The 19,868-nt window shown below is 70.1% G+C and carries 27 protein-coding genes and 1 tRNA gene; 25 read left to right on the plus strand and 3 right to left on the minus strand.

Annotated features, from left to right (window positions below):
* Positions 1 to 50 precede the first annotated feature (50 nt).
* The 7 genes from ACIQMU_RS06820 to glmS all read left to right on the plus strand — a co-directional run bounded on the left by ACIQMU_RS06820 (position 51) and on the right by glmS (position 8,346).
* Entirely contained in the window at positions 51 to 1,499 is a 1,449-nt protein-coding gene (locus ACIQMU_RS06820) for an aspartate aminotransferase family protein (RefSeq protein WP_352241741.1), read from the plus strand.
* Positions 1,483 to 2,760: a lysine N(6)-hydroxylase/L-ornithine N(5)-oxygenase family protein gene (locus ACIQMU_RS06825; RefSeq protein WP_352241740.1), complete on the plus strand. Its 1,278-nt coding sequence runs from the start codon at positions 1,483 to 1,485 to the stop codon at positions 2,758 to 2,760. The genes ACIQMU_RS06820 and ACIQMU_RS06825 overlap by 17 nt, the downstream gene beginning before the upstream one ends.
* Positions 2,757 to 3,311 (plus strand): GNAT family N-acetyltransferase, encoded by a 555-nt coding sequence (locus ACIQMU_RS06830; RefSeq protein ID WP_402688347.1) that lies wholly within the window; start codon positions 2,757 to 2,759, stop codon positions 3,309 to 3,311. Before ACIQMU_RS06825 ends, ACIQMU_RS06830 begins: the two co-directional genes overlap by 4 nt.
* Positions 3,308 to 5,086 carry an IucA/IucC family protein gene (locus ACIQMU_RS06835; RefSeq protein WP_402688348.1) on the plus strand — a complete coding sequence of 593 codons (1,779 nt, stop codon included), beginning with the start codon at positions 3,308 to 3,310 and terminating at the stop codon, positions 5,084 to 5,086. The genes ACIQMU_RS06830 and ACIQMU_RS06835 overlap by 4 nt, the downstream gene beginning before the upstream one ends.
* A gap of 121 nt (positions 5,087 to 5,207) precedes the next feature.
* Positions 5,208 to 6,089 (plus strand): DUF4429 domain-containing protein, encoded by an 882-nt coding sequence (locus ACIQMU_RS06840; protein ID WP_352241737.1) that lies wholly within the window; start codon positions 5,208 to 5,210, stop codon positions 6,087 to 6,089.
* 86 nt (positions 6,090 to 6,175) lie between these two features.
* Positions 6,176 to 6,451, plus strand: a complete 276-nt coding sequence (locus tag ACIQMU_RS06845) for a hypothetical protein (protein ID WP_003968990.1) — start codon at positions 6,176 to 6,178, stop codon at positions 6,449 to 6,451.
* A gap of 65 nt (positions 6,452 to 6,516) precedes the next feature.
* Entirely contained in the window at positions 6,517 to 8,346 is a 1,830-nt protein-coding gene (gene glmS / locus ACIQMU_RS06850) for a glutamine--fructose-6-phosphate transaminase (isomerizing) (protein ID WP_352241736.1), read from the plus strand.
* A 129-nt stretch (positions 8,347 to 8,475) separates the two neighbouring features.
* Here glmS and ACIQMU_RS06855 read toward each other — a convergent pair whose 3' ends face one another.
* Positions 8,476 to 8,997 carry a universal stress protein gene (locus tag ACIQMU_RS06855; protein WP_352241861.1) on the minus strand — a complete coding sequence of 174 codons (522 nt, stop codon included), beginning with the start codon at positions 8,995 to 8,997 and terminating at the stop codon, positions 8,476 to 8,478.
* A gap of 1,026 nt (positions 8,998 to 10,023) precedes the next feature.
* Between ACIQMU_RS06855 and ACIQMU_RS06860 the strand changes: the two genes are divergently transcribed.
* The 4 genes from ACIQMU_RS06860 (at position 10,024) to ACIQMU_RS06875 (ending at position 13,416) form a co-directional block, all read left to right on the plus strand.
* Positions 10,024 to 11,241, plus strand: a complete 1,218-nt coding sequence (locus ACIQMU_RS06860) for a helix-turn-helix domain-containing protein (protein ID WP_352241735.1) — start codon at positions 10,024 to 10,026, stop codon at positions 11,239 to 11,241.
* A gap of 10 nt (positions 11,242 to 11,251) precedes the next feature.
* Complete coding sequence (gene orn, locus ACIQMU_RS06865; RefSeq protein WP_352241734.1) at positions 11,252 to 11,857, plus strand: oligoribonuclease; 606 nt, start codon at positions 11,252 to 11,254, stop codon at positions 11,855 to 11,857.
* Between the two features lie 120 nt (positions 11,858 to 11,977).
* Positions 11,978 to 12,050 (plus strand) — tRNA-His (locus ACIQMU_RS06870).
* Positions 12,051 to 12,159: 109 nt separating this feature from the next.
* The gene (locus ACIQMU_RS06875) at positions 12,160 to 13,416 is read left to right on the plus strand and encodes a tyrosine-type recombinase/integrase (RefSeq protein ID WP_402688349.1); all 1,257 of its coding nucleotides are present in this window, start codon (positions 12,160 to 12,162) and stop codon (positions 13,414 to 13,416) included.
* Positions 13,417 to 13,420: 4 nt separating this feature from the next.
* On the opposite strand, the gene ACIQMU_RS06880 is transcribed toward ACIQMU_RS06875, so the two are convergent.
* Both ACIQMU_RS06880 and ACIQMU_RS06885 read right to left on the minus strand, forming a co-directional pair.
* Positions 13,421 to 13,678, minus strand: a complete 258-nt coding sequence (locus ACIQMU_RS06880) for a hypothetical protein (protein WP_402688350.1) — start codon at positions 13,676 to 13,678, stop codon at positions 13,421 to 13,423.
* Positions 13,679 to 13,865: 187 nt separating this feature from the next.
* Entirely contained in the window at positions 13,866 to 14,273 is a 408-nt protein-coding gene (locus tag ACIQMU_RS06885) for an XRE family transcriptional regulator (protein ID WP_402688351.1), read from the minus strand.
* Between the two features lie 268 nt (positions 14,274 to 14,541).
* Between ACIQMU_RS06885 and ACIQMU_RS06890 the strand changes: the two genes are divergently transcribed.
* The 14 genes from ACIQMU_RS06890 to ACIQMU_RS06955 all read left to right on the plus strand — a co-directional run bounded on the left by ACIQMU_RS06890 (position 14,542) and on the right by ACIQMU_RS06955 (position 19,856).
* The gene (locus tag ACIQMU_RS06890; protein ID WP_402688352.1) at positions 14,542 to 14,826 is read left to right on the plus strand and encodes a helix-turn-helix domain-containing protein; all 285 of its coding nucleotides are present in this window, start codon (positions 14,542 to 14,544) and stop codon (positions 14,824 to 14,826) included.
* Positions 14,823 to 15,080, plus strand: coding sequence for a helix-turn-helix domain-containing protein (locus tag ACIQMU_RS06895; protein ID WP_402688353.1), 258 nt, complete (start codon positions 14,823 to 14,825; stop codon positions 15,078 to 15,080). The genes ACIQMU_RS06890 and ACIQMU_RS06895 overlap by 4 nt, the downstream gene beginning before the upstream one ends.
* An 87-nt stretch (positions 15,081 to 15,167) precedes the next feature.
* On the plus strand, positions 15,168 to 15,440 hold the full coding sequence (locus ACIQMU_RS06900; protein WP_402688354.1) for a hypothetical protein: 273 nt from the start codon (positions 15,168 to 15,170) through the stop codon (positions 15,438 to 15,440).
* The gene (locus ACIQMU_RS06905; RefSeq protein ID WP_402688355.1) at positions 15,437 to 15,571 is read left to right on the plus strand and encodes a hypothetical protein; all 135 of its coding nucleotides are present in this window, start codon (positions 15,437 to 15,439) and stop codon (positions 15,569 to 15,571) included. The genes ACIQMU_RS06900 and ACIQMU_RS06905 overlap by 4 nt, the downstream gene beginning before the upstream one ends.
* A complete protein-coding gene (locus ACIQMU_RS06910; protein ID WP_402688356.1) occupies positions 15,571 to 15,813 on the plus strand; it encodes a hypothetical protein in 243 nt (80 codons plus the stop codon). Before ACIQMU_RS06905 ends, ACIQMU_RS06910 begins: the two co-directional genes overlap by 1 nt.
* Entirely contained in the window at positions 15,810 to 16,139 is a 330-nt protein-coding gene (locus tag ACIQMU_RS06915; RefSeq protein ID WP_402688357.1) for a hypothetical protein, read from the plus strand. Before ACIQMU_RS06910 ends, ACIQMU_RS06915 begins: the two co-directional genes overlap by 4 nt.
* A complete protein-coding gene (locus ACIQMU_RS06920) occupies positions 16,132 to 16,335 on the plus strand; it encodes a hypothetical protein (protein ID WP_402688358.1) in 204 nt (67 codons plus the stop codon). Before ACIQMU_RS06915 ends, ACIQMU_RS06920 begins: the two co-directional genes overlap by 8 nt.
* The gene (locus tag ACIQMU_RS06925; protein ID WP_402688359.1) at positions 16,332 to 16,517 is read left to right on the plus strand and encodes a hypothetical protein; all 186 of its coding nucleotides are present in this window, start codon (positions 16,332 to 16,334) and stop codon (positions 16,515 to 16,517) included. The genes ACIQMU_RS06920 and ACIQMU_RS06925 overlap by 4 nt, the downstream gene beginning before the upstream one ends.
* Positions 16,514 to 17,395 carry a PD-(D/E)XK nuclease-like domain-containing protein gene (locus ACIQMU_RS06930; protein ID WP_402688360.1) on the plus strand — a complete coding sequence of 294 codons (882 nt, stop codon included), beginning with the start codon at positions 16,514 to 16,516 and terminating at the stop codon, positions 17,393 to 17,395. Before ACIQMU_RS06925 ends, ACIQMU_RS06930 begins: the two co-directional genes overlap by 4 nt.
* Positions 17,392 to 18,120, plus strand: coding sequence for a hypothetical protein (locus tag ACIQMU_RS06935; protein ID WP_402688361.1), 729 nt, complete (start codon positions 17,392 to 17,394; stop codon positions 18,118 to 18,120). Before ACIQMU_RS06930 ends, ACIQMU_RS06935 begins: the two co-directional genes overlap by 4 nt.
* Positions 18,117 to 18,308 (plus strand): hypothetical protein, encoded by a 192-nt coding sequence (locus ACIQMU_RS06940; RefSeq protein WP_402688362.1) that lies wholly within the window; start codon positions 18,117 to 18,119, stop codon positions 18,306 to 18,308. Before ACIQMU_RS06935 ends, ACIQMU_RS06940 begins: the two co-directional genes overlap by 4 nt.
* A complete protein-coding gene (locus ACIQMU_RS06945; RefSeq protein WP_402688363.1) occupies positions 18,305 to 19,027 on the plus strand; it encodes an SAM-dependent methyltransferase in 723 nt (240 codons plus the stop codon). The genes ACIQMU_RS06940 and ACIQMU_RS06945 overlap by 4 nt, the downstream gene beginning before the upstream one ends.
* Positions 19,024 to 19,392: a WhiB family transcriptional regulator gene (locus ACIQMU_RS06950; protein WP_402688364.1), complete on the plus strand. Its 369-nt coding sequence runs from the start codon at positions 19,024 to 19,026 to the stop codon at positions 19,390 to 19,392. Before ACIQMU_RS06945 ends, ACIQMU_RS06950 begins: the two co-directional genes overlap by 4 nt.
* Positions 19,392 to 19,856, plus strand: a complete 465-nt coding sequence (locus ACIQMU_RS06955; protein ID WP_402688365.1) for a hypothetical protein — start codon at positions 19,392 to 19,394, stop codon at positions 19,854 to 19,856. The genes ACIQMU_RS06950 and ACIQMU_RS06955 overlap by 1 nt, the downstream gene beginning before the upstream one ends.
* The last annotated feature ends 12 nt before the right edge of the window (positions 19,857 to 19,868 follow it).

Below are 19,868 nucleotides of genomic sequence, written 5' to 3' on the forward strand. Positions count from 1 at the left end.
CTGCCCGGAGGGCCGCGATGAAGTTCCCCTCACCCGGGAGGACCCCTTACATGCGTTCGCACCTGCTCAACAACACGACTGCGGAGCACTACCGGAGCACCGTCTCCGCAGGAGTGGAACGGGTCGCGGCCACCCTCGCCGCCACCGAGCGCCCCTTCAGCGGCATCGGTGTCGACGAACTCTCCCCCGTCGTCGACGCGATCGACCTCGACCGGCCGCTGGGCGACGCCGCCGCCGCCCTCGACGAGCTCGGCGAGGTCTACCTCCGCGACGCCGTCTACTTCCACCACCCCCGCTACCTGGGCCACCTCAACTGCCCGGTCGTCATACCCGCCGTGCTCGGCGAGGCCGTGCTCTCCGCGATCAACTCCTCCCTGGACACCTGGGACCAGAGCGCCGGCGGCACCCTCATAGAGCGCCGGCTGATCGACTGGACCACCGAGCGGATCGGGCTCGGCCCGGCCGCCGACGGGATCTTCACCAGCGGCGGCACCCAGTCCAACCTCCAGGCCCTGCTGCTGGCGCGGGAGGAGGCGAAGATCCGGCCGGAGCACTTCACCCGGCTGCGGATCTTCACCTCCGAGTGCAGCCACTTCAGCGTGCAGAAGTCCGCCAAACTCCTCGGCCTCGGTCCCGACGCCGTCGTCGCCGTGCCCGTGGACCACGACAAGCGCATGCGGACCGTGGCCCTCGCCCGTGCCCTGGAGAGCTGCGTCGCCGAGGGGGCCGTCCCGATGGCCGTGGTCGCCACCGCCGGAACCACGGACTTCGGTTCCATCGACCCGCTGCCCGAGATAGCCGCGCTCTGCGAGCAGTTCGCCGTCTGGATGCACGTGGACGCCGCGTACGGCTGCGGACTGCTCGCCTCCCGTGCGCGGCGCGGGCTCCTGGAGGGCATCGCGCGCGCCGACTCCGTCACCGTGGACTACCACAAGTCCTTCTTCCAGCCCGTGAGTTCCTCCGCCGTGCTGGTGCGCGACCGGGCGACCCTGCGCCACGCCACGTACCACGCGGAGTATCTGAACCCGCGCCGGATGGCCGAGGAGCGGATACCCAACCAGGTGGACAAGTCCCTCCAGACGACCCGCCGGTTCGACGCGCTCAAGCTGTGGATGACGCTGCGCGTCATGGGCGCCGACGGCATCGGCGAGCTGTTCGACGAGGTCTGCGACCTGGCCGCCGAGGGCTGGCGGCTGCTCGCCGCCGATCCGCGCTTCGACGTGGTCGTCGAGCCGCGGCTCTCCACGCTCGTCTTCCGCTACGTCCCGTCCGGTGTCACATCGCCGGACCGTGTCGACCGCGCCAACCTCCATGCCCGCAAGGCGCTGTTCGCCTCCGGCGAGGCGATCGTCGCGGGCACCAAGGTCGGCGACCGCCAGTACCTCAAGTTCACCCTGCTCAACCCCGAAACGACCGTGCGGGACATCGCCGCGGTCCTCGACCTGATCTCCGGCCACGCCGAGAAGTACCTGGGAGACTCCCTTGACCGCGCTTCCTGAACCCCACGACTTCATCGGGATCGGGCTCGGACCGTTCAACCTCGGACTGGCCTGCCTGACCGAGCCGATCGACGAGCTGAACGGCGTCTTCCTGGAGTCCAAGCCGGACTTCGAGTGGCATTCCGGAATGTTCCTCGAAGGAGCCCATCTCCAGACGCCGTTCATGTCGGACCTGGTCACCATGGCCGACCCGACCTCGCCGTACTCGTTCCTGAACTACCTCAAGCAGCGCGGCCGGCTCTACTCCTTCTACATCCGGGAGAACTTCTACCCGCTGCGGACCGAGTACAACGACTACTGCCGGTGGGCGGCCGCGCAACTGAGCAGCATCCGGTTCAACGAGACCGTCGAGACGGTGACGTACGACGAGGGCGAGGAGCTCTACACCGTACGCACCGCGTCCGGCGAGCTGTTCCGGTCCCGGCACCTGGTACTCGGCACCGGGACCCCGCCGCACATACCGGACGCCTGCCAGGGTCTCGGCGGCGACTTCCTGCACAACTCCCGTTATCTGGACGGGAAGGCCCGTCTCCAGAAGAAGAAGTCGATCACGCTGGTCGGCAGCGGGCAGAGCGCGGCGGAGATCTACTACGACCTGCTCTCCGAGATCGACACGTACGGCTACCGGCTCACCTGGGTCACCCGCTCCCCGCGGTTCTTCCCGCTGGAGTACACCAAGCTGACGCTGGAGATGACCTCCCCGGAGTACATCGACTACTTCCACGCATTGCCCGAGGAGACCCGCTACCGGCTGGAGACCGGCCAGAAGGGACTGTTCAAGGGCATCGACGGGGAGCTGATCGACGCGATCTTCGACCTGCTCTACCAGAAGAACATCGCCGGGCCCGCGCCGACCCGACTGTTGACCAACTCGGCGCTGGTCAGCGCTCGTTACGACGAGGAGGGCGGCTCGTACAGCCTGGGGCTGCGCCAGGAGGAGCAGGGCAGGGACTACTCCCTGACCACCGAGGGACTGATCCTCGCCACCGGCTACCGGTACGAGACTCCGGCCTTCCTCGCCCCCGTCACCGGGCGGCTGCGCCACGACAGCCGGGGCCGCTTCGACGTGGCCCGCAACTACAGCATCGACACCACCGGGCGCGGGGTCTTCCTCCAGAACGCCTCGGTGCACACCCACTCGATCACCTCGCCCGACCTCGGCATGGGCGCCTACCGCAACGCGTACATCATCGGCGAGCTGCTCGGGCGCGAGTACTACCCGGTCGAGAAGTCCATCGCCTTCCAGGAGTTCGCCGTATGACCCGCCCCGACACACTCGGCACGTTCACCGTCCGCCCGCTGGACCCCGGCGCCGACGCCGAGCTGGTGCACGGCTGGGTGACCCACCCCAAGGCCGCCTTCTGGCTGATGGGTGAGGCCGGGCTCCCGGACGTGGAGCGGGAGTACCGGGAGATCGCCGCCCACCCGCACCACGACGCGTTCATCGGACTGCACAACGGCGAACCGGCCTTCCTGATCGAGCGCTACGACCCCACCGAGGTCGAGCTGAAGGGGCTGTACGAGGCGGAGCCCGGCGACGTCGGGATGCACTTCCTGGTCGCCCCCACCGACACCCCGGTGCACGGCTTCACCCGGGCCGTGATCACCGCCGTGATGGATTTCCTCTTCGCCGACCCGTCCGTGCGCCGGGTCGTCGTGGAGCCCGACGTGACCAACAGCGCCGTACAGGCCCTCAACAAGGCCGTCGGATTCGAGGTGCTCCGGGAGATCGCCAAACCGGAGAAGGACGCGCTGCTCAGCGCCTGCACCCGTGAGCAGTTCGAAGCAGCAACCGGAGGCAACGACCGATGACGACCCCCCTCACCGACAGCGTCGCCCACCTCACCCCGGAACGCTGGGCCGCCGCAAACCGACTGCTCGTACGGAAAGCACTGGCGGAATTCAGCCATGAGCGGCTGCTGACCCCCACGCCGCTCGGCGAGGGCCGCTACACCGTCCGTAGCGACGACGCCTCCACCGAGTACCGGTTCAGCGCCCGGCTCTTCGCCCTGGACCACTGGCAGGTCGAGGCGGAGACCATCACCCGGCACCGCCACGGCTCCGAACTCCCGCTGGACACACTGGAGTTCTTCATCGAGCTGCGGAACACCCTCGGGATCTCCGAGGAGGTCCTGCCGGTCTACTTGGAGGAGGTCTCCTCCACGCTGGCCGGAACCGCCTACAAGCTCACCAAGGAACCGGCCACCTCGCATCAGCTCGTCGCCGCCGGTTTCCAGGCCATCGAGACCGGGATGACCGAGGGCCACCCGTGCTTCGTGGCCAACAACGGGCGGCTCGGCTTCGGTGTGGACGAATACCGGGCCTACGCCCCCGAGGCGGCCTCGGAGATCCGGCTCGTCTGGCTGGCCGCCCGCCGGGAGCGGGCCACGTTCACCGCGGGCGCCGGTCTCGACTACGACGCGCTGGTGAAGGGCGAGCTGAGCGAAGCGGCCCGGGAACGGTTCGCCGGTGCCCTGCGCGGGCTCGGACTCGACCCGGAGGACTACTTCCTGCTGCCCGTCCACCCCTGGCAGTGGTGGAACAAGCTCGCGGTCACCTTCGCCGGGGAGCTGGCGGCACGCCGTCTGGTGGTGCTCGGGGAGAGCGAGGACGGCTATCTCGCCCAGCAGTCGATCCGGACCTTCTTCAACACCGACCACCCCGCGAAGCACTACGTCAAAACGGCCCTGTCGGTGCTGAACATGGGCTTCATGCGCGGGCTGTCCGCCGCGTACATGGAGGCCACGCCCGCGATCAACGACTGGCTGGCCGGCCTCATCGAGCGCGACGACCTGCTGCGCGGGGCCCGGTTCTCGATCATCCGGGAGCGGGCCGCGATCGGCTACCACCACCGGTCCTACGAGGCGGCCACCGCCAAGGGCTCCCCCTATCGGAAGATGCTCGCCGCCCTGTGGCGGGAGAGCCCCGTACCGGGCCTCCAGCCGGGCGAGCGGGTCGCGACGATGGCCTCCCTGCTGCACACCGACCACGAGGGCGCCTCGGTGGCCGCGGCGCTGATCGCCGAGTCGGGCCTGGACCCGCAGGTGTGGCTGCGGCACTACCTGGACGCCTACCTGGTGCCGGTGCTGCACAGCTTCTACGCCTACGACCTGGTCTACATGCCGCACGGCGAGAACGTGATCCTGGTCGTGGAGGACGGTGTCGTCACCCGCACGATCTTCAAGGACATCGCCGAGGAGATCGCGGTGATGGACCCGGACGCGGTGCTGCCGCCGCAGGTCGAGCGGATCCGGGCCGAGGTCCCCGAGGACATGAAGCTGCTTTCGGTCTTCACCGACGTCTTCGACTGCTTCTTCCGCTTCCTGGGCGCGGGCCTGGCCGCCGAGGGGGTCCTGGACGAGGAGTCCTTCTGGCGGACGGTCGCCGCCTGTGCGCGCGACTACCAGGAGTCGGCCCCCTACCTCGCGGACAAGTTCGAGCAGTACGACCTGTTCGAGGCTGAGTTCGCGCTGTCCTGCCTCAACCGCCTCCAGCTGCGCGACAACCAGCAGATGGTCGACCTCACCGACCCCGCCGGCGCACTGCAGTTGGCGGGGCGTCTGAAGAACCCGATCGCCGGGTTCTGAGCCCCGGCCGCCGGCGGCCCCCGTACCGGTGAGCGCCCGAGGACGGTCCCTCGGGCGCTCGCCTTCGTCCGCCGCGGCCGGCTTCCTCGTGGGCGGACGACGGGCTGGCAGAATCGGCGCCATGGCAGAAATCATCCAGCGCGACGGCACGTGGACGTTCGACGGGGACTCGGTACGCATCGTGCCGGGGGGAAAGGCGCACCCGGTCCGGCAGGAGCTGGGGGAGATAGCCGTACCCGTCCAGGCGGTGGCGGGCATCTCGTTCGAAGCCGACCGCAAGGGCGGGCGGCTGCGGCTGCGACTGCGCGGCGGCGCCTGCCCGGTGCTGCGGGCGGCCGACGGCCGGCTGAAGGACGCCGCCGACCCCTATGCGCTGACCGTGGAGAAGGATCGCACGGGGGCCGCGGAGTACTTCGTCGACGAGGTCCGCAACGCACTGCTGATCGAGCAGGTCCCGGACGGCCCCGTGGACCGCTTCCTGCTGCCCGGCCCCTCGCTGCCGGTCTCCGGCGGGGGCGGCGACGGCACGGCGTCCTTCGACGGCGAGAGCGTCCGGCTGACCTGGAACTGGAAGGCCGAGGAGTCCAAGACCGCCGGGGGCCCGTCCGTCCTCCCGCTGTCACGGATCGCCGACGTGCGGTGGCTGCCCTCGATCGGGCTGGAGTACGGCTATCTGCGCTTCGAGCCGGTGGAGGGGACCGTCTCCGCCCCGCCGAAGTACGACACGTACTCCCTGGCGCTGTGGGGGATCTCCAAGAAGGAGCACACCGCGGTCCTGGTCGCGGCGGCGGTGCTGATGCGGCTGCCCGGGGTTCGTGCGGCGCCGGACGAACCGGAGGCGCCCGCGGCCCTGACCAAGGCGGCCGAGCCCGTCGCCCCGCCCGCGGGCGACCACGACGCGCTGCTGCGGCGGCTGCGGGAGCTGGGCGAGCTGCACCGGGCCGGAGTGCTCACCGACGAGGAGTTCAGCACCGCGAAACAGGCCGTGCTGCGCAGCATGTGACCCGATCAAGCACTCCCACTCCGCCCCCCTGCCCGAAATCGGGCAGATTTCTTGCATAAGCGCGCCCGGGCAAGCAATATCAACGGGTGCTTGAACGCCGCTCGTCGCACGACGACCTCATCGACCACCTCGTACGCTCCACCGCGCTCCAGCGCGGCGAGGCGGCCCGGGTGATCCTCGACGTGCTGGCGTACTTCGACGAGAGCACCGACGACTTCGTCCGGCGCCGCCACCGCGAACTGCAGTCCGGCGGCCTGGTCAACACGGAGATCTTCGAGCGGATCGCGGCCGAGCTGCCGCACCGCGCCGTGGCGCCGCCGGAGCTCTCGCTCCGCCAGCTGCGCCGCATCGTCTACGGCTGACCGGCCGGGCGCCCGTGCGGGGCGCCGAACGGAAACGTGTACGTCGATGGAGGGGCAGAGAACTCATGTGCGGGATCGTCGGATACATCGGAAGGCGTGACGTCGCTCCGCTGCTGCTGGAGGGCCTGCAGCGGCTGGAGTACCGGGGGTACGACTCCGCGGGGATCGTGATCACCGGCAAGGCCGCGGCGGGCAGGCCCGGGGCGCTGAAGATGGTCAAGGCCAAGGGCCGGGTCCGCGAGCTGGAGGCCAAGGTCCCCAAGCGGTTCGCCGGCACCACCGGCATCGCCCACACCCGCTGGGCCACCCACGGCGCGCCGAGCGACGAGAACGCCCACCCGCACCTGGACGCGGAGAACAAGGTCGCCGTCGTCCACAACGGGATCATCGACAACGCCTCCGAGCTGCGCGCCAAGCTCACCGCCGACGGGATCGTCTTCCTCTCGGAGACCGACACCGAGGTGCTGGTCCACCTGATCGCCCGCGCCCAGGCCGACACCCTGGAGGAGAAGGTCCGCGAGGCGCTGCGCTCGGTCGAGGGCACCTACGGCATCGCCGTGCTGCACGCCGACTTCAACGACCGCATCGTGGTCGCCCGCAACGGCTCCCCCGTCGTCCTCGGCATCGGCGAGAAGGAGATGTTCGTCGCCTCCGACGTCGCCGCCCTGGTCGCCCACACCCGCCAGGTCGTCACGCTGGACGACGGCGAGATGGCCACCCTGAAGGCCGACGACTTCCGTACGTACACGACGGAGGGCTCGACCACGACGGCCACGCCGACCACCGTGGAGTGGGAGGCCGAGTCGTACGACATGGGCGGCCACGACACGTACATGCACAAGGAGATCTCCGAGCAGGCCGACGCCGTGGACCGCGTGCTGCGCGGCCGGATCGACGACCGGTTCTCCACCGTGCACCTGGGCGGCCTCAACCTGGACGCCCGCGAGGCGCGCGGGGTGCGCCGGATCAAGATCCTCGGCTGCGGCACCTCGTACCACGCGGGCCAGATCGGCGCCCAGCTGATCGAGGAGCTGGCCCGTATCCCCGCCGACGCCGAGCCGGCCTCCGAGTTCCGCTACCGCAACCCCGTCGTGGACCCCGACACCCTGTACGTCGCGGTCTCCCAGTCCGGCGAGACGTACGACGTGCTGGCCGCCGTCCAGGAGCTGAAGCGCAAGGGCGCCCGCGTCCTCGGCGTGGTCAACGTGGTCGGCTCGGCCATCGCGCGGGAGGCCGACGGCGGTATGTACGTCCACGCGGGCCCCGAGGTCTGCGTGGTCTCCACCAAGTGCTTCACCAACACCGTGGTCGCCTTCGCCCTGCTCGCGCTGCACCTGGGCCGGATCCGTGACCTGTCGGTCGCGGACGGCAAGCGGATCATCGACGGGCTGCGCAGGCTGCCGGAGCAGATCAGCGAGATCCTGCGAAACGAGGACGAGATCAAGCGGCTCGCGGCGGAGTACGCGGACGCCAAGTCGATGATGTTCATCGGCCGGGTGCGCGGCTACCCGGTGGCCCGCGAGGCGTCGCTGAAGCTGAAGGAGGTCTCGTACATCCACGCCGAGGCGTACCCGGCCTCGGAGCTGAAGCACGGCCCGCTCGCCCTGATCGAGCCCGCGATGCCGACCGTGGCGATCGTGCCGGACGACGACCTGCTGGAGAAGAACCGCGCCGCGATGGAGGAGATCAAGGCCCGCAGCGGCCGCATCCTCGCCGTCGCCCACCAGGTGCAGGAGAAGGCCGACCACACCATCGTCGTGCCGAAGAACGAGAACGAGCTGGACCCGATCCTCATGGGCATCCCGCTCCAGCTCTTCGCGTACCACACGGCCCTCGCGATGGGCCGCGACATCGACAAGCCGCGCAACCTGGCGAAGTCCGTGACGGTCGAGTAGGCGGTCGCGCGCGACACCTGGGCCCCGTACCGTCGCGATGACGATACGGGGCCCGACGCGTGCGGTCACGGGGGCTTCTGACGGCCCGTGGGGCCGACTCCCGGGTCGCGTCGGGTCCGGTCGGGCCGCTCAGGGGATGACGACGACGGGGCGTTGCGCGCGGCGGGCGAGACGGCCGGCCACGGACCCGAAGATCCGGCCGACGATGCCGTGCGTGGAGCCCACGACGATGGCGTCGGCGGCGTACTCCCGGCCGACCTCCTCCAGCTCGTGGCAGATGTCGCCGCCGCGCTCGACGAGCACCCAGGGCACCTCGGAGAGGTAGTCCGCGCAGGCCAGTTCCAGGCCGAGGACCTCGGTGCGGTGATCGGGGACGTCGACGAAGACGGGGGGCTCGCAACCCGCCCAGACCGTGGTCGGCAGCCGGTTGGCGACATGGACGATGATCAGACCGGAGCCCGAGCGGCCGGCCATGCCGATGGCGTAGGCGAGTGCCCGCTCACTGGACGTGGAGCCGTCGAAACCGACCACCACTCCGTGCCGGAAGGCGGGATCGCACGCGGGGCGCGCTTCTTCGACCGTCCGCGGCTCCGACCGGGGGTCGGCTACCGGCTTGCGGTCTTTGGGTTCAGGGATTTCGTGACCGGCCATCGGTGTCTCGGCGAAGAGAGTCCTCATGAGGAGGGAACGGTTTCGAGAGGTGCATCAGCTGATGGTGAAGCTCTGTCCGGGAATCATCTTCCCAACCCCATACCCCTAAGGGTACGGCGTCACTCCTCCATCGCCCAGACCCCCGCAAAAGCGTGCGCGACGCTTGAGGGAGCATGCCCGAGCATGTCCGGGATGGCAATGCCTGTTGTGTCGTACACGGGCCTCGAAGGCGCCGAACAGGGTCGGTCGTCCTGTTTTTCGCGACGGCCCGCGGCCCTCCCGCGAACCCCTCGGCGACGCCCGCACCCGGTCTCCGTTGGCCACGCCGTCACCGGGCCGTCACCCGGGAGATGACGCCGCACCGAACATGGCGCGACCCTCGTTCGACCGGAGCCCGGCGACGACGTCCGGACCGGCGGGCACGGGGGCCCGCCGAGCCGCCCCGGCCCGCCCGCCGGCACCCGCGGTTCTCGTGTCCCACGGCGCATCGGTCGGTAATGCGGACGTGCGCGGACCCTGCCCCGCGCACGTCGCGGCGGCCCTTCACAGCGGCCCGGGGCGGTCCGAACGCGCCATGCTTCGCGGGGAAGAGGGAGCGCACCGGGGCGGTCGCTCAGCGATGGTTGTGCGCCCGGCGTGACCGAATCCCACGCACACAACCGACGGTTTTCGGCCAACTTCACCCGGGTGCCGGAAGCGTCGCGGAATGGCCGGACTCCCTACCGCCCACCAGGCAGGAACGGACCGCGCGGTACGCTTTCACCCGACGCGGACGGGCCACGTCGCCGAAGGGCACTTCCCTGTGCGCTTCGCGGGTGAAACGCTTCGTGATCGAACGCTTCACGCCACGTTTCCTTATCGACATTGAGCTGGTGGGGGAAGGTGTCACGGCGGGACCACGCGACGCAGTAGATTCGATCTTGGAAATCGGAGACTGGGGACACGTGCGACACCGAGGGGAAACGTGCAGGAGCGACAGGCCCGTAAGGACCAGGGAGACGCGAACACCGAGGGGGGCTTAGCGTCATGAGCCAGGACTCCGCCGCCGCGACCGAGGCCGCACGCAAGCTGACCGGGCGGCGACGCCGGGAAGTCGTTGCCGTGCTGCTGTTCAGCGGCGGCCCTATCTTCGAGAGCTCCATCCCGCTCTCCGTTTTCGGAATCGACCGGCAGGACGCGGGAGTTCCTCGCTACCGCCTGCTGGTCTGCGGCGGCGAGGAAGGACCGCTGCGCACCACCGGGGGGCTCGAACTCACCGCGCCGTACGGCCTGGAGGCGATCAGCAGGGCAGGCACCGTGGTGGTGCCCGCCTGGCGGTCGATCACCTCGCCGCCGCCCGCCGAGGCACTGGACGCGCTGCGGCGCGCCCATGAGGAGGGCGCCCGCATCGTCGGCCTGTGCACGGGGGCCTTCGTGCTCGCGGCCGCGGGCCTGCTGGACGGACGGCCGGCCACCACACACTGGATGTACGCACCGACGCTGGCCAAGCGCTACCCGTCGGTGCACGTCGATCCACGCGAGCTGTTCGTGGACGACGGCGATGTGCTCACCTCCGCCGGCACGGCCGCCGGGATCGATCTCTGCCTCCATATAGTCCGCACCGACCACGGCACGGAGGCCGCCGGGGCACTCGCCCGACGGCTCGTCGTGCCGCCGCGGCGCAGTGGCGGGCAGGAGCGCTACCTGGACAGGTCTTTACCCGAGGAGATCGGCTCCGACCCGCTCGCCGAGGTCGTGGCCTGGGCCCTGGAGCATCTGCACGAGCAGTTCGACGTGGAGACGCTCGCCGCGCGCGCCTACATGAGCAGGCGGACCTTCGACCGCAGGTTCCGTTCGCTCACCGGCAGCGCACCGCTGCAGTGGCTGATCACCCAGCGGGTGCTTCAGGCACAGCGGCTGCTGGAGACCTCCGACTACTCGGTCGACGAGGTCGCCGGCCGCTGCGGCTTCCGCTCCCCGGTCGCGCTGCGCGGGCACTTCCGCCGCCAGCTCGGCTCCTCCCCCGCCGCGTACCGGGCCGCCTACCGGGCCCGGCGTCCGCAGGGGATGGCGGAGAGCGCCGCGACGGTGGTCGAGACGATGGTGCCCAGCCAGGGGCCACCGTCCGGACGCCGGGGCTCCTCCCTGCCCTCCGCGCCCGTCGCCGTGGCGGCGTCGGTGGGACACGGGGAGCCCTCCCTGTCGGGCTCCGACGCGTACGTTCCCGGACGCCCGGCCCTGCCGGGACAGCGGAGCGCCCCGTAGGGTGGGGCCCATGAACGACCGCATGGTGTGGATCGACTGCGAGATGACCGGGCTCTCGTTGACGGACGACGCACTCATCGAGGTGGCCGCCCTGGTCACCGACTCGGAGCTGAACGTGCTCGGCGAAGGGGTGGACATCGTGATCCGCCCGCCGGACGCGGCCCTGGAGACCATGCCCGAGGTGGTGCGGCAGATGCACACCGCCTCGGGCCTGCTCGACGAGCTGGCCGGGGGCACCACCCTGGCCGACGCCGAGGAGCGGGTCCTGGCCTACGTCCGGGAGCATGTGAAGGAGCCCGGGAAGGCCCCGCTCTGCGGAAACTCGATCTCCACCGACCGCGGGTTCCTGGCGCGGGACATGGAGAAGCTGGAGGGCTACCTCCACTACCGGATCGTGGACGTGTCCTCGGTCAAGGAGCTGGCCCGGCGCTGGTATCCCCGGGCGTACTTCAACAGCCCCGCCAAGAACGGCAACCACCGGGCCCTGGCGGACATCCGTGACTCCATCACGGAGCTCCGCTACTACCGGGAGGCGGTCTTCGTCCCGCAGCCCGGACCGGACTCGGAGCGCGCCAAGGAGATCGCGGCGCGCCTGGCGGCCCCGGCCGCACCGTAGGAACCCGCTGGTCACGGGCGCAGCCGCGCCCGTGGACCGGCCCCGGGAAACGGGGGCGCGAGCACCCTCCCGGACCCTGTACACTTTTTCTCGGCCGGTCGGAAACGCCCGGGCGACATGGTGGGTATAGCTCAGCTGGCAGAGCACCTGGTTGTGGTCCAGGATGTCGCGGGTTCAAGTCCCGTTACTCACCCTGATTGATCAAGGCCCGACCTGCGAAAACAGGTCGGGCCTTCTTCATGCCCGAAACTTTGGGAACGCGGCGGGAACACAGACCCCCGAATTCGCCTTATCGTCCCCTCATGGCGAGCATCGTGGGACGACCCAAGAAGGACGGTAGCGTCACCTACCAGGTGAAGTGGCGCGAGGCCGGCGACTGGCAGATCGAGCGCTTCGGCGACGAGCCCTCGGCCGAGCAGTTCAAAAAGCTGGTCGAGGCGCACGGCAACCGGTGGCCGCACGGCTGGGTCCGGGGCGAGGGGTTCGTCGAGGAACCGACCGCGCCCGGCGACATGCCGTTCGAGGCGTGGGCCGCCCGGTACATCGACCGGCTGACCGGGATCGAAGAGCGGACCCGTGAGGACTACCGCCGGGATCTCCGCATCCACTTCTCGCTGCTGCGGCACACCACCCTTCAGGCCCGGTCCGTGCCCGCCACGATCGGGAACCTCAGCCAGGACGACGTGACGGACTGGGTGCGTGCCGAGGAGAAGGGCGAGCCCGACCCGGCGGCCGAGGGAAAGTGGCTCCGACGGCCGGCCGACCCCAAGTCGATCGCGAACCGGCACGGCCTCCTCTACTGCATCGTCCAGGCCGCCATCGACAGCACGCCGCAGCTGCGCACCACGAACTGCTGCAAAAAGACCAGCCTCCCCCGCACGGACGACCACACCACCGAGGACATGACGTTCCTCGAACGGGAGGAATACCAGCGCATCGCCGCCGAGATCACCGACCCGGGCGCCCGCGCGCTGGCCGACTGGCTCGTCGGTACGGGCATGCGCTGGGGCGAGGCCACCGCCCTCCAGGTACAGGATCTGACCCTGAACTCCGACCGCCCAGTCGCGAACGTCCAGCGCGCTTGGAAGAAGGCGGAGAAGGGCAGCGCGGGCGGAGCGTTCTACCTCGGCCCGCCGAAGACGAAGAAGGCCCGGCGCCTGATCGCACTCAGCCCGGTGCAGGTGACCATGGCGCGGGAGCAGGTATCGGGCCGCACGCCGACGGACTTCGTATTCCGGGCGGCAATGGGCGGCGAGTGGCGGCACGCGAACTTCTACAACCGGAAGTGGAAGCCTGCGGTGGCGGCGGCCGTAAAGAAGGGGCTGCCAAAGACGCCGCGGATTCACGACCTGCGGCATACGCACGTGGCGTGGCTGATCGGGGCGAACGTACCGCTACCTGCGATCCAGCTGCGGCTGGGGCACGAGTCAATTCAGACGACGGTGGACCGGTACGGACATCTAGTGCGCGGCCTCGACGACGACATCATGGCCGCCGTCGAGGCCGCTATGGGTGTACCTGAGCAGCGTGGGGGGTTGCGCTCGATCCGGTCCGCGTGAGCGGTCAGACGGGCGGGTGGCCTTCGGGGCGCTCGTCCGTTTCCGCGCGTAGCCATTTGCCGGAGCGGGTGGCGTGTGCCCAGTGGTGGTTCAACTCGTCGGCAAGAGCTGGCTCCATCGCTCCGGTGCGGACACAGAAGACCGTCTCTCCCTCGACCTCGACCTCGACCATCTGTCTGCCGTCGGGAACAAGATCACTGAATTGGATGCGCGCTCCGGCGGCGAGGCGCGCGTTCGACTGCGATTGTTCATTTCCAGCCATCTAACCCCCATTGGCGAGGCCCACCCGTATTCGATCGTCAGTTCGACCGCTACGGCATATGCAGGCTACCGGACTCACACGCCCCCCAGGCGGATCGCCAATGGTGCCACCGTGCTCACTTTTTGACTACTGCCTGCACGCAAATATCACTATCCGTGCGGCTCCAGGCATGGCATATGCCAGCCGCCTACGAAGACGGCGGCGTGAAAGTGTCGAGCAGGCGCATCAGCTGCTCCCGCTGTTCTGGCGTCATCCGGTCAGCCCGCTCCACAAGGGCGCGCGCCTCACCGGAGGCCGCCCACACCACGTCGATCCCGAAGAACTGGGCACCGGCCGCGTCCTGCACGCGCCCAAGGGGCACCTGTAGGCCGGCAGCCAGGCCACGCAGGGCCGGCAGTTCCGGCGCCTGGACAGGTAGGTAAGTCGCGAGCCGGTGCAACCAGGAGCCTTTTACGGTCTGCACGCCGGTCTCGGGGTCGACGCAGCGCGCTGCGAGCTTTTCGTAGCCGACGCCCAGCTTCGCCTTTCGGGCAAGCACAAGGTCCGATAGGTCGGTCCGCGCGTCGCGCTGGGGCGTGCGTTCTTCTGCAGCCATGAGGCTCATCCTGCCACTCCGTGTCATGTCATGGGCCGTGGGGTGTCCATGTGACCAGCGAGAAGCGAGACGTGTCCCCCCTGGTGGCGCACAGTCTCCCATCCCATGCGCTGGACAGAGTGTCCATGCAATGGCACGGAGTGCGCCAGGGCGCATCGGCATTTTGACGGAAAGAACACCTCACCGACCAAGACACTGGACGCTTCGTCCAAGCTGTGCAATGCTCTAATCATCCAAGCAAAGCAACGACCTACTGCACGAGGTGGATGTGGCTACTCACGCCCCCCAGTACAAGCTCCTCGACCGAGGTCTCCTCCGAACGCTGATGAAGCGCACGGGAAGCGGCGCATCCGTAAGTGTGCGAGAGCTTGCCGCGCTGGCCGGAGTGCCCCGCAGCACCATCGGAGCCCTGCTGACAGGCGTTCAGCAGACCGTTCAGGAATACGCCGCTCACGCCATAGTCGACGCCCTCGGGGTGGATCTCCTGATCCTCTTCGCGCCTGTCGGCCGGAGCGTCACACTCACCGCCGTGCCCGAGACGGAGTCCGCATGAGCCGCCGCTTCACGTACCCGGAGGCCGCCGAAGAACTGCGCGTCGATGAGTCGTGGCTGCGCCGGCACATCAAGGCCCTGCCGCACAGCAAGAAGGGGCGCGTCGTGACCTTCTCGGCTGAGGACTTGGACCGCATCGACGCGATGCACCACCACGAGCCGTCGGTGGCGAAGCAGGTGGCGGCTTCGGGTTCTGAGGCGCTGACCATGCTGCGCCCGCTGCCGCGTCGCGGATCGCCCGCACGAATCGCCTGATTCACCACATGACTCGGGGCCGCCCCGGACGGCCATCCGGATGCGGCCCCTCGGTACCCCACACACCCGTTGAAGGAGTGGAACACCTTGACGATCAACCATACCCGTCCCACGGACTTGCCTGCCGGTCACCGGCGCACGGTCCACGTGGACGTGACGATCCCGATCCCGTCGGACCCGACCCTGTTCGTTGACGAGCTGGGCAAGGCGTGGCGGCTGGCCGGGGTGGACCCGGACGGCGGACGCCGGTTCGTGCTTGACGGGGTGGATCCGGAGTCGACGCCGCGTCTGGTGTGGGCGCATGAGGACGAGCTGCTCGCCGTGGTGGGCCGTCTGGTCCCGTTCGGCGGTGCGGCATGAGCGGCTGGCAGATCGTCGCCGGTTCGACCGCCGGGTACGCCCTGTGCGCCATCGGCCTCGTGCTCGTCATCGACGGGCACCACCCGCTCGCCCACCTGCTGGAGATCCTGCGCCACCTCGGAGGCCACTGATGCGGTCCCCGACTGACGCCCGCCTGGTCGTGCTGCGTGAGCTGGCCCGGGACTACATGGGCGACATCACGACCCGCATGGTCCAGCAGCTGTACGTCCAGCGGTTCGGCCCCGGGGACTGGCGCGGCAAGGCGAGGCAGGACCTCGCGCAGTTGACCGGTGAGGGCCTGCTGATCTGCGACGACACCGACCCCGCCCGCCGAGTCCACCGCCTGAACCACGCCCACGGAGGCACCCGATGACCACTCTCTTCGGCCCTGACCGCGCTCGCCTCGGCTACGAGGAGCAGGAGTGGTCCGTCTGGGTCTCCGGTATGGACGACATCCACGACCGCGAGACCCTCGGCGGCGCGCTGAACCTGGCGAACGAGTTGAACGCCACCTTCGCGCAGTTGCGGTTCAACTCCACCAGCGATCTCGACCCGGTCATGTACGCGGTGGTCCTGCACCACGGCTACGCGTGGACCGCGCACACCGAACACGCCCTCGGCCTCGACTGCGGTGTCTCCGTCTGCGGCCCCTGCTCCATGAACCGTGCCATCCCCGCACCGGAGGCTTCCCGTGGCTGACACGTTCGGCGGCGAGCACCGCCGCCCCCGCGCCGACGGCGTCGGCCACTCCCAGCGAGAGCTGGGCGAGAGGGCGTCGTACGACTGCGCCCCCCGCGCCGGAGTGTCCTGCCTCCTCATCGCCCTCCCCATCAGCCTCGCCATGTGGGCCGGACTCCTCACCGGAGCACACGCCCTGATCGGAGCCATCGCATGAGTGCCGACCTCGAAGACCTCGTTGCCGAACTGAAAGAGGAGCGGGACACCCTCTCGGACCAGGTCAAGGCCCTCACCGAGGAGCGGGACGACCTGACCCGGGAGAACGAGGCGCTCACCGAGAAGATCGAGGACGCGACCTCCCTCGCCAACGACATCGTGCGAGAGCTGGCCCGCCGATGACCGAAACCGCGCTGGCTGGGGCTTCGGCCCCGGCCGCCGGGATCGCTCCCGGCCTGTACCCCAACCTCCCGATCGACACCTACCACGGCGACCGCACGTCGCTCTCCTCGTCCGGCGCCCGGAGCCTGCTGGCCCCGTCGTGCCCGGCCCGGTTCCGGTACGAGCAGGACCACCCCCGGCCCCGCAAGGCCGCGTTCGACTTCGGGACCGCCGCTCACCGCGTCGTCCTCGGAGACGGCCCCGAGCTCGTCGCCATCGAGGCGGACGACTGGCGCACGAAGGCGGCCCGCGAGGAGCGGGACGAGGTGGCGGCCGCTGGTGGTGTCGCTCTCCTCGCCGCCGAGTACGACCAGGTCCACGCGATGGCCGACGCGATCCGCCGCCACCCCGTTGCGTCCGCCCTGTTCGCGCCGGGCGGTGGCCGGCCGGAGGTGTCGGTGTTCTGGGACGACCGTCCGACCGGTGTCCGTCGGCGGGCCCGGTTCGACTGGCTGCCGAACCCGTCCACCGGGCGGCTGATCATCCCCGACTACAAGACCTGCCGCAGCGCCGAGCCGGGCGCGCTGGCCAAGGCCACGCACGAGTACGGCTACCACCAGCAAGCCGACTGGTACCGGGCCGCCGCCCGCGCGGAAGGGCTCGGGGGCGAGGACACGGCGTTCGTCTTCGTCTGCCAGGAAAAGACCGCCCCGTACCTCGTGACGGTGTTCGAGCCGGACATGACCGCGTACCGCATCGGGGCCGCGAAGAACCGGGCGGCGATCGAGACGTACGCCCGCTGCATGGAGACCGGGCACTGGCCCGGCTACACCGACGAGATCGCCTACCTCTCGCTCCCCGCGTGGGCCGAGATCCGAGACACGGAGACATACCTGTGACCGAGATCGCCGTCACTGAGAACCACACCCCCGCAGTCGTTGAGCCCCCCGCCCCCGCCAGCGCCCTCGTTCAGTGGGCACGGGAGGCACGCGAGGCCGGGCTGATCGCCGAGTCCCTGGCCCGCACCTCCTTCGTCCCGGCGTCCCTGCGGGGCAAGCCGGAGGACATCACCGCGGCGATCCTCGCCGGGCAGGAACTGGGCCTCCAGCCGATGGCCACGCTCCGCTCCATGGACGTCATCCAGGGCACACCCGCCCTCCGGGCCCACGCCATGCGCGGCCTCGTACAGTCCCACGGGCACAGCATCCAGCTCGTCGACTCCACCCCGGAGTACTGCGCCATGCGCGGCCGCCGGAAGGGCGAGACGGAGTGGCAGACCGTGGAGTGGGACCTCCAGCGGGCGGCCGGACTCGTGCTCACCGGGAAGTCCGAGTGGAAGAAGCAGCCCAAGACGATGCTTGTCGCCCGCGCGACGGGCGAGATCTGCCGGCTGATCGCGTCGGACGTTCTGTACGCCATGCCGTACGCGGCCGAGGAGTTGACCGACGCCGGGCCGGAGGAGTTCCCGGCCGCCGCCCTGACGCCGCGTGTCACGGCCGCCGAGATCCTCGGCGGCGGACCGGACGCCGACGCCGCGCCGGACGCCTGGGCGCAGGACCCGGCGGCTGAGCAGGCGGGGCCGTGGCCGGCCGCCGTCCAGCCCGGAGCGGGGGACGAGTCGTGAAGCTCCTCCGGTTCTTCCGCCGCCGCCCGGCCCCGACTCCGGCGTTCAGCCCGGTCGGTGTCGTGGCCGGCACCCGGTGGCTCCGCTGCGACGACCTCCACTGCGCCCACCTCACCACCCGCCACACCCCCCACGGCACCGGCTACCAGTGCACCACCTGCGGCACCGTGAAGGGAGCCGACCAGTGACGACAGCTCTCGACCGGGTGCGGCAACTCCTCGACACCCCCGCACCCACCGTCCCCGGCCAACTCGCCGCCGCCGACCGGCCCCTCACCGTCCTCGACACCTACTGCTGCCAGGGTGGCGCGTCCGCCGGGTACGCCGCCGCCGGTTTCGACGTCACCGGCGTCGACATCAACCCGCAGCCGCACTACCCGTTCCGGTTCATCCAGGGCGACGCGGTCGAGTACATCCGGGAGCACGGCCACGAGTACGACCTGATCGCCGGGTCCCCCACGTGCCGCCGGTGGACGAACGCCCAGCGCATCCAAGGCAACGACCACCCTGACCTCATCACCCCTACCCGGGAGGCGATGAAGGCCACCGGCCGCCCGTACATCATCGAGAACGTCGAAGGTGCGGCCGGCGCCCTCATCGATCCGCTGCTGCTGTGCGGGGCCATGTTCGGGCTGAAGACGTACCGGCACCGACTGTTCGAGTCGTCGCTGCCGCTCGGTACGAAGCTCCACCCCCGGCACACGGCGCCCCTCGCGAAGATGGGCCGCCGCCCCCAGCCCGGCGAGTTCATGCACGTGGTCGGCAACTTCTCCGGAGCCGAGCAGGCCCGGCAGGTGATGGGCATGCCGTGGGCCACCCGGGACGGGCTGCGAGAGGCGATCCCGCCCGCGTACACCCAGTTCCTCGGCGAGCAGGCGGCCGCCCAGCTGAAAGCGGTGACCGCATGAGCCTCGACTGGATGTCCGACGCCGTGTGCGCCGGAGTCGACCCCGAGCTGTGGTTCCCCGAGGGCTCCGGCAGCAGCACCCGGACGGCCCAGCGGATCTGCGCCGGCTGCCCCGTCCTGGCCGAGTGCCGGGAGCACACCGCGGAGCTGGAGGGAGACGCGGTGTCTGGCGGCCGCCACGGGATGTGGGGTGGGCAGTCCCCTCGGCAGCGCGCTCGACCTCGGCCGCGTTCCGCCGATCGTGACGCGGAGATCCTCCGCCTCTCCGCGTGCGGCCTGGGCCCGAAGGAGATCGCTGCGCAGCTCGGCGTCTCCGACCGCACCGTCCTCCGCGTGAAGAACAACACCGAACGGAGCGCCGCCTGATGACCCACGAGATCCCCACCACCCCGCAGGACGACCCCGCCGAGACCATCCTCGCCGCGCTCGCCCACGGCATGACCGGCCACCCCGAGAGGGCCGCCGACCTCTTCGAGCCGTTCCTCGCCGGTGGCCCCGTCACTGCCGTCAGCCTCTGCGCCGCCCTCGCCGAGGTGTCCGCAGCCCCCGCCCGCAAGACCCTCCCCGCGGGCGGTCACTTCGGTCTCCTCGTCCTCGACGCCGACACCGGGGAGCGGGGCGACATCAGTGAGGCCCCGGCCGGTGTGCGGTTCGCGATGCAGTTCAGCACCGCGTGGGGCAACGACGACCGGGACACGGCGTACGCCCTGTTCCGCGCGCTGGTCGAGCCGGGTGACGAGGAGGGCGCACAAGCCCTCGCTGACGGCATCCGGTGCCTGTTCGACATGGCCGTGATCACCCTGCGCGAGACGACCGGCCGCGCCGCCTGACCCCCTCGGCCC

It is taken from the genome of Streptomyces sp. NPDC091649, from assembly GCF_044756785.1.
GTDB lineage: Bacteria > Actinomycetota > Actinomycetes > Streptomycetales > Streptomycetaceae > Streptomyces.

Excerpts from the sequence above, each read along its gene's own strand:
- ACIQMU_RS06840 (WP_352241737.1), top strand. The coding sequence starts at position 5,208 with ATGGCAGAAATCATCCAGCGCGACGGCACGTGGACGTTCGACGGGGAC.
- ACIQMU_RS06930 (WP_402688360.1), top strand. The coding sequence starts at position 16,514 with ATGACCGAAACCGCGCTGGCTGGGGCTTCGGCCCCGGCCGCCGGGATC.
- ACIQMU_RS06915 (WP_402688357.1), top strand. The coding sequence starts at position 15,810 with ATGACCACTCTCTTCGGCCCTGACCGCGCTCGCCTCGGCTACGAGGAG.
- ACIQMU_RS06830 (WP_402688347.1), top strand. The coding sequence starts at position 2,757 with ATGACCCGCCCCGACACACTCGGCACGTTCACCGTCCGCCCGCTGGAC.
- ACIQMU_RS06910 (WP_402688356.1), top strand. The coding sequence starts at position 15,571 with ATGCGGTCCCCGACTGACGCCCGCCTGGTCGTGCTGCGTGAGCTGGCC.
- ACIQMU_RS06875 (WP_402688349.1), top strand. The coding sequence starts at position 12,160 with ATGGCGAGCATCGTGGGACGACCCAAGAAGGACGGTAGCGTCACCTAC.
- ACIQMU_RS06820 (WP_352241741.1), top strand. The coding sequence starts at position 51 with ATGCGTTCGCACCTGCTCAACAACACGACTGCGGAGCACTACCGGAGC.
- orn (WP_352241734.1), top strand. The coding sequence starts at position 11,252 with ATGAACGACCGCATGGTGTGGATCGACTGCGAGATGACCGGGCTCTCG.
- ACIQMU_RS06880 (WP_402688350.1), bottom strand. The coding sequence starts at position 13,678 with ATGGCTGGAAATGAACAATCGCAGTCGAACGCGCGCCTCGCCGCCGGA.
- ACIQMU_RS06950 (WP_402688364.1), top strand. The coding sequence starts at position 19,024 with ATGAGCCTCGACTGGATGTCCGACGCCGTGTGCGCCGGAGTCGACCCC.
- ACIQMU_RS06955 (WP_402688365.1), top strand. The coding sequence starts at position 19,392 with ATGACCCACGAGATCCCCACCACCCCGCAGGACGACCCCGCCGAGACC.
- ACIQMU_RS06835 (WP_402688348.1), top strand. The coding sequence starts at position 3,308 with ATGACGACCCCCCTCACCGACAGCGTCGCCCACCTCACCCCGGAACGC.
- glmS (WP_352241736.1), top strand. The coding sequence starts at position 6,517 with ATGTGCGGGATCGTCGGATACATCGGAAGGCGTGACGTCGCTCCGCTG.
- ACIQMU_RS06855 (WP_352241861.1), bottom strand. The coding sequence starts at position 8,997 with ATGGCCGGTCACGAAATCCCTGAACCCAAAGACCGCAAGCCGGTAGCC.
- ACIQMU_RS06885 (WP_402688351.1), bottom strand. The coding sequence starts at position 14,273 with ATGGCTGCAGAAGAACGCACGCCCCAGCGCGACGCGCGGACCGACCTA.
- ACIQMU_RS06895 (WP_402688353.1), top strand. The coding sequence starts at position 14,823 with ATGAGCCGCCGCTTCACGTACCCGGAGGCCGCCGAAGAACTGCGCGTC.
- ACIQMU_RS06860 (WP_352241735.1), top strand. The coding sequence starts at position 10,024 with ATGAGCCAGGACTCCGCCGCCGCGACCGAGGCCGCACGCAAGCTGACC.
- ACIQMU_RS06905 (WP_402688355.1), top strand. The coding sequence starts at position 15,437 with ATGAGCGGCTGGCAGATCGTCGCCGGTTCGACCGCCGGGTACGCCCTG.
- ACIQMU_RS06925 (WP_402688359.1), top strand. The coding sequence starts at position 16,332 with ATGAGTGCCGACCTCGAAGACCTCGTTGCCGAACTGAAAGAGGAGCGG.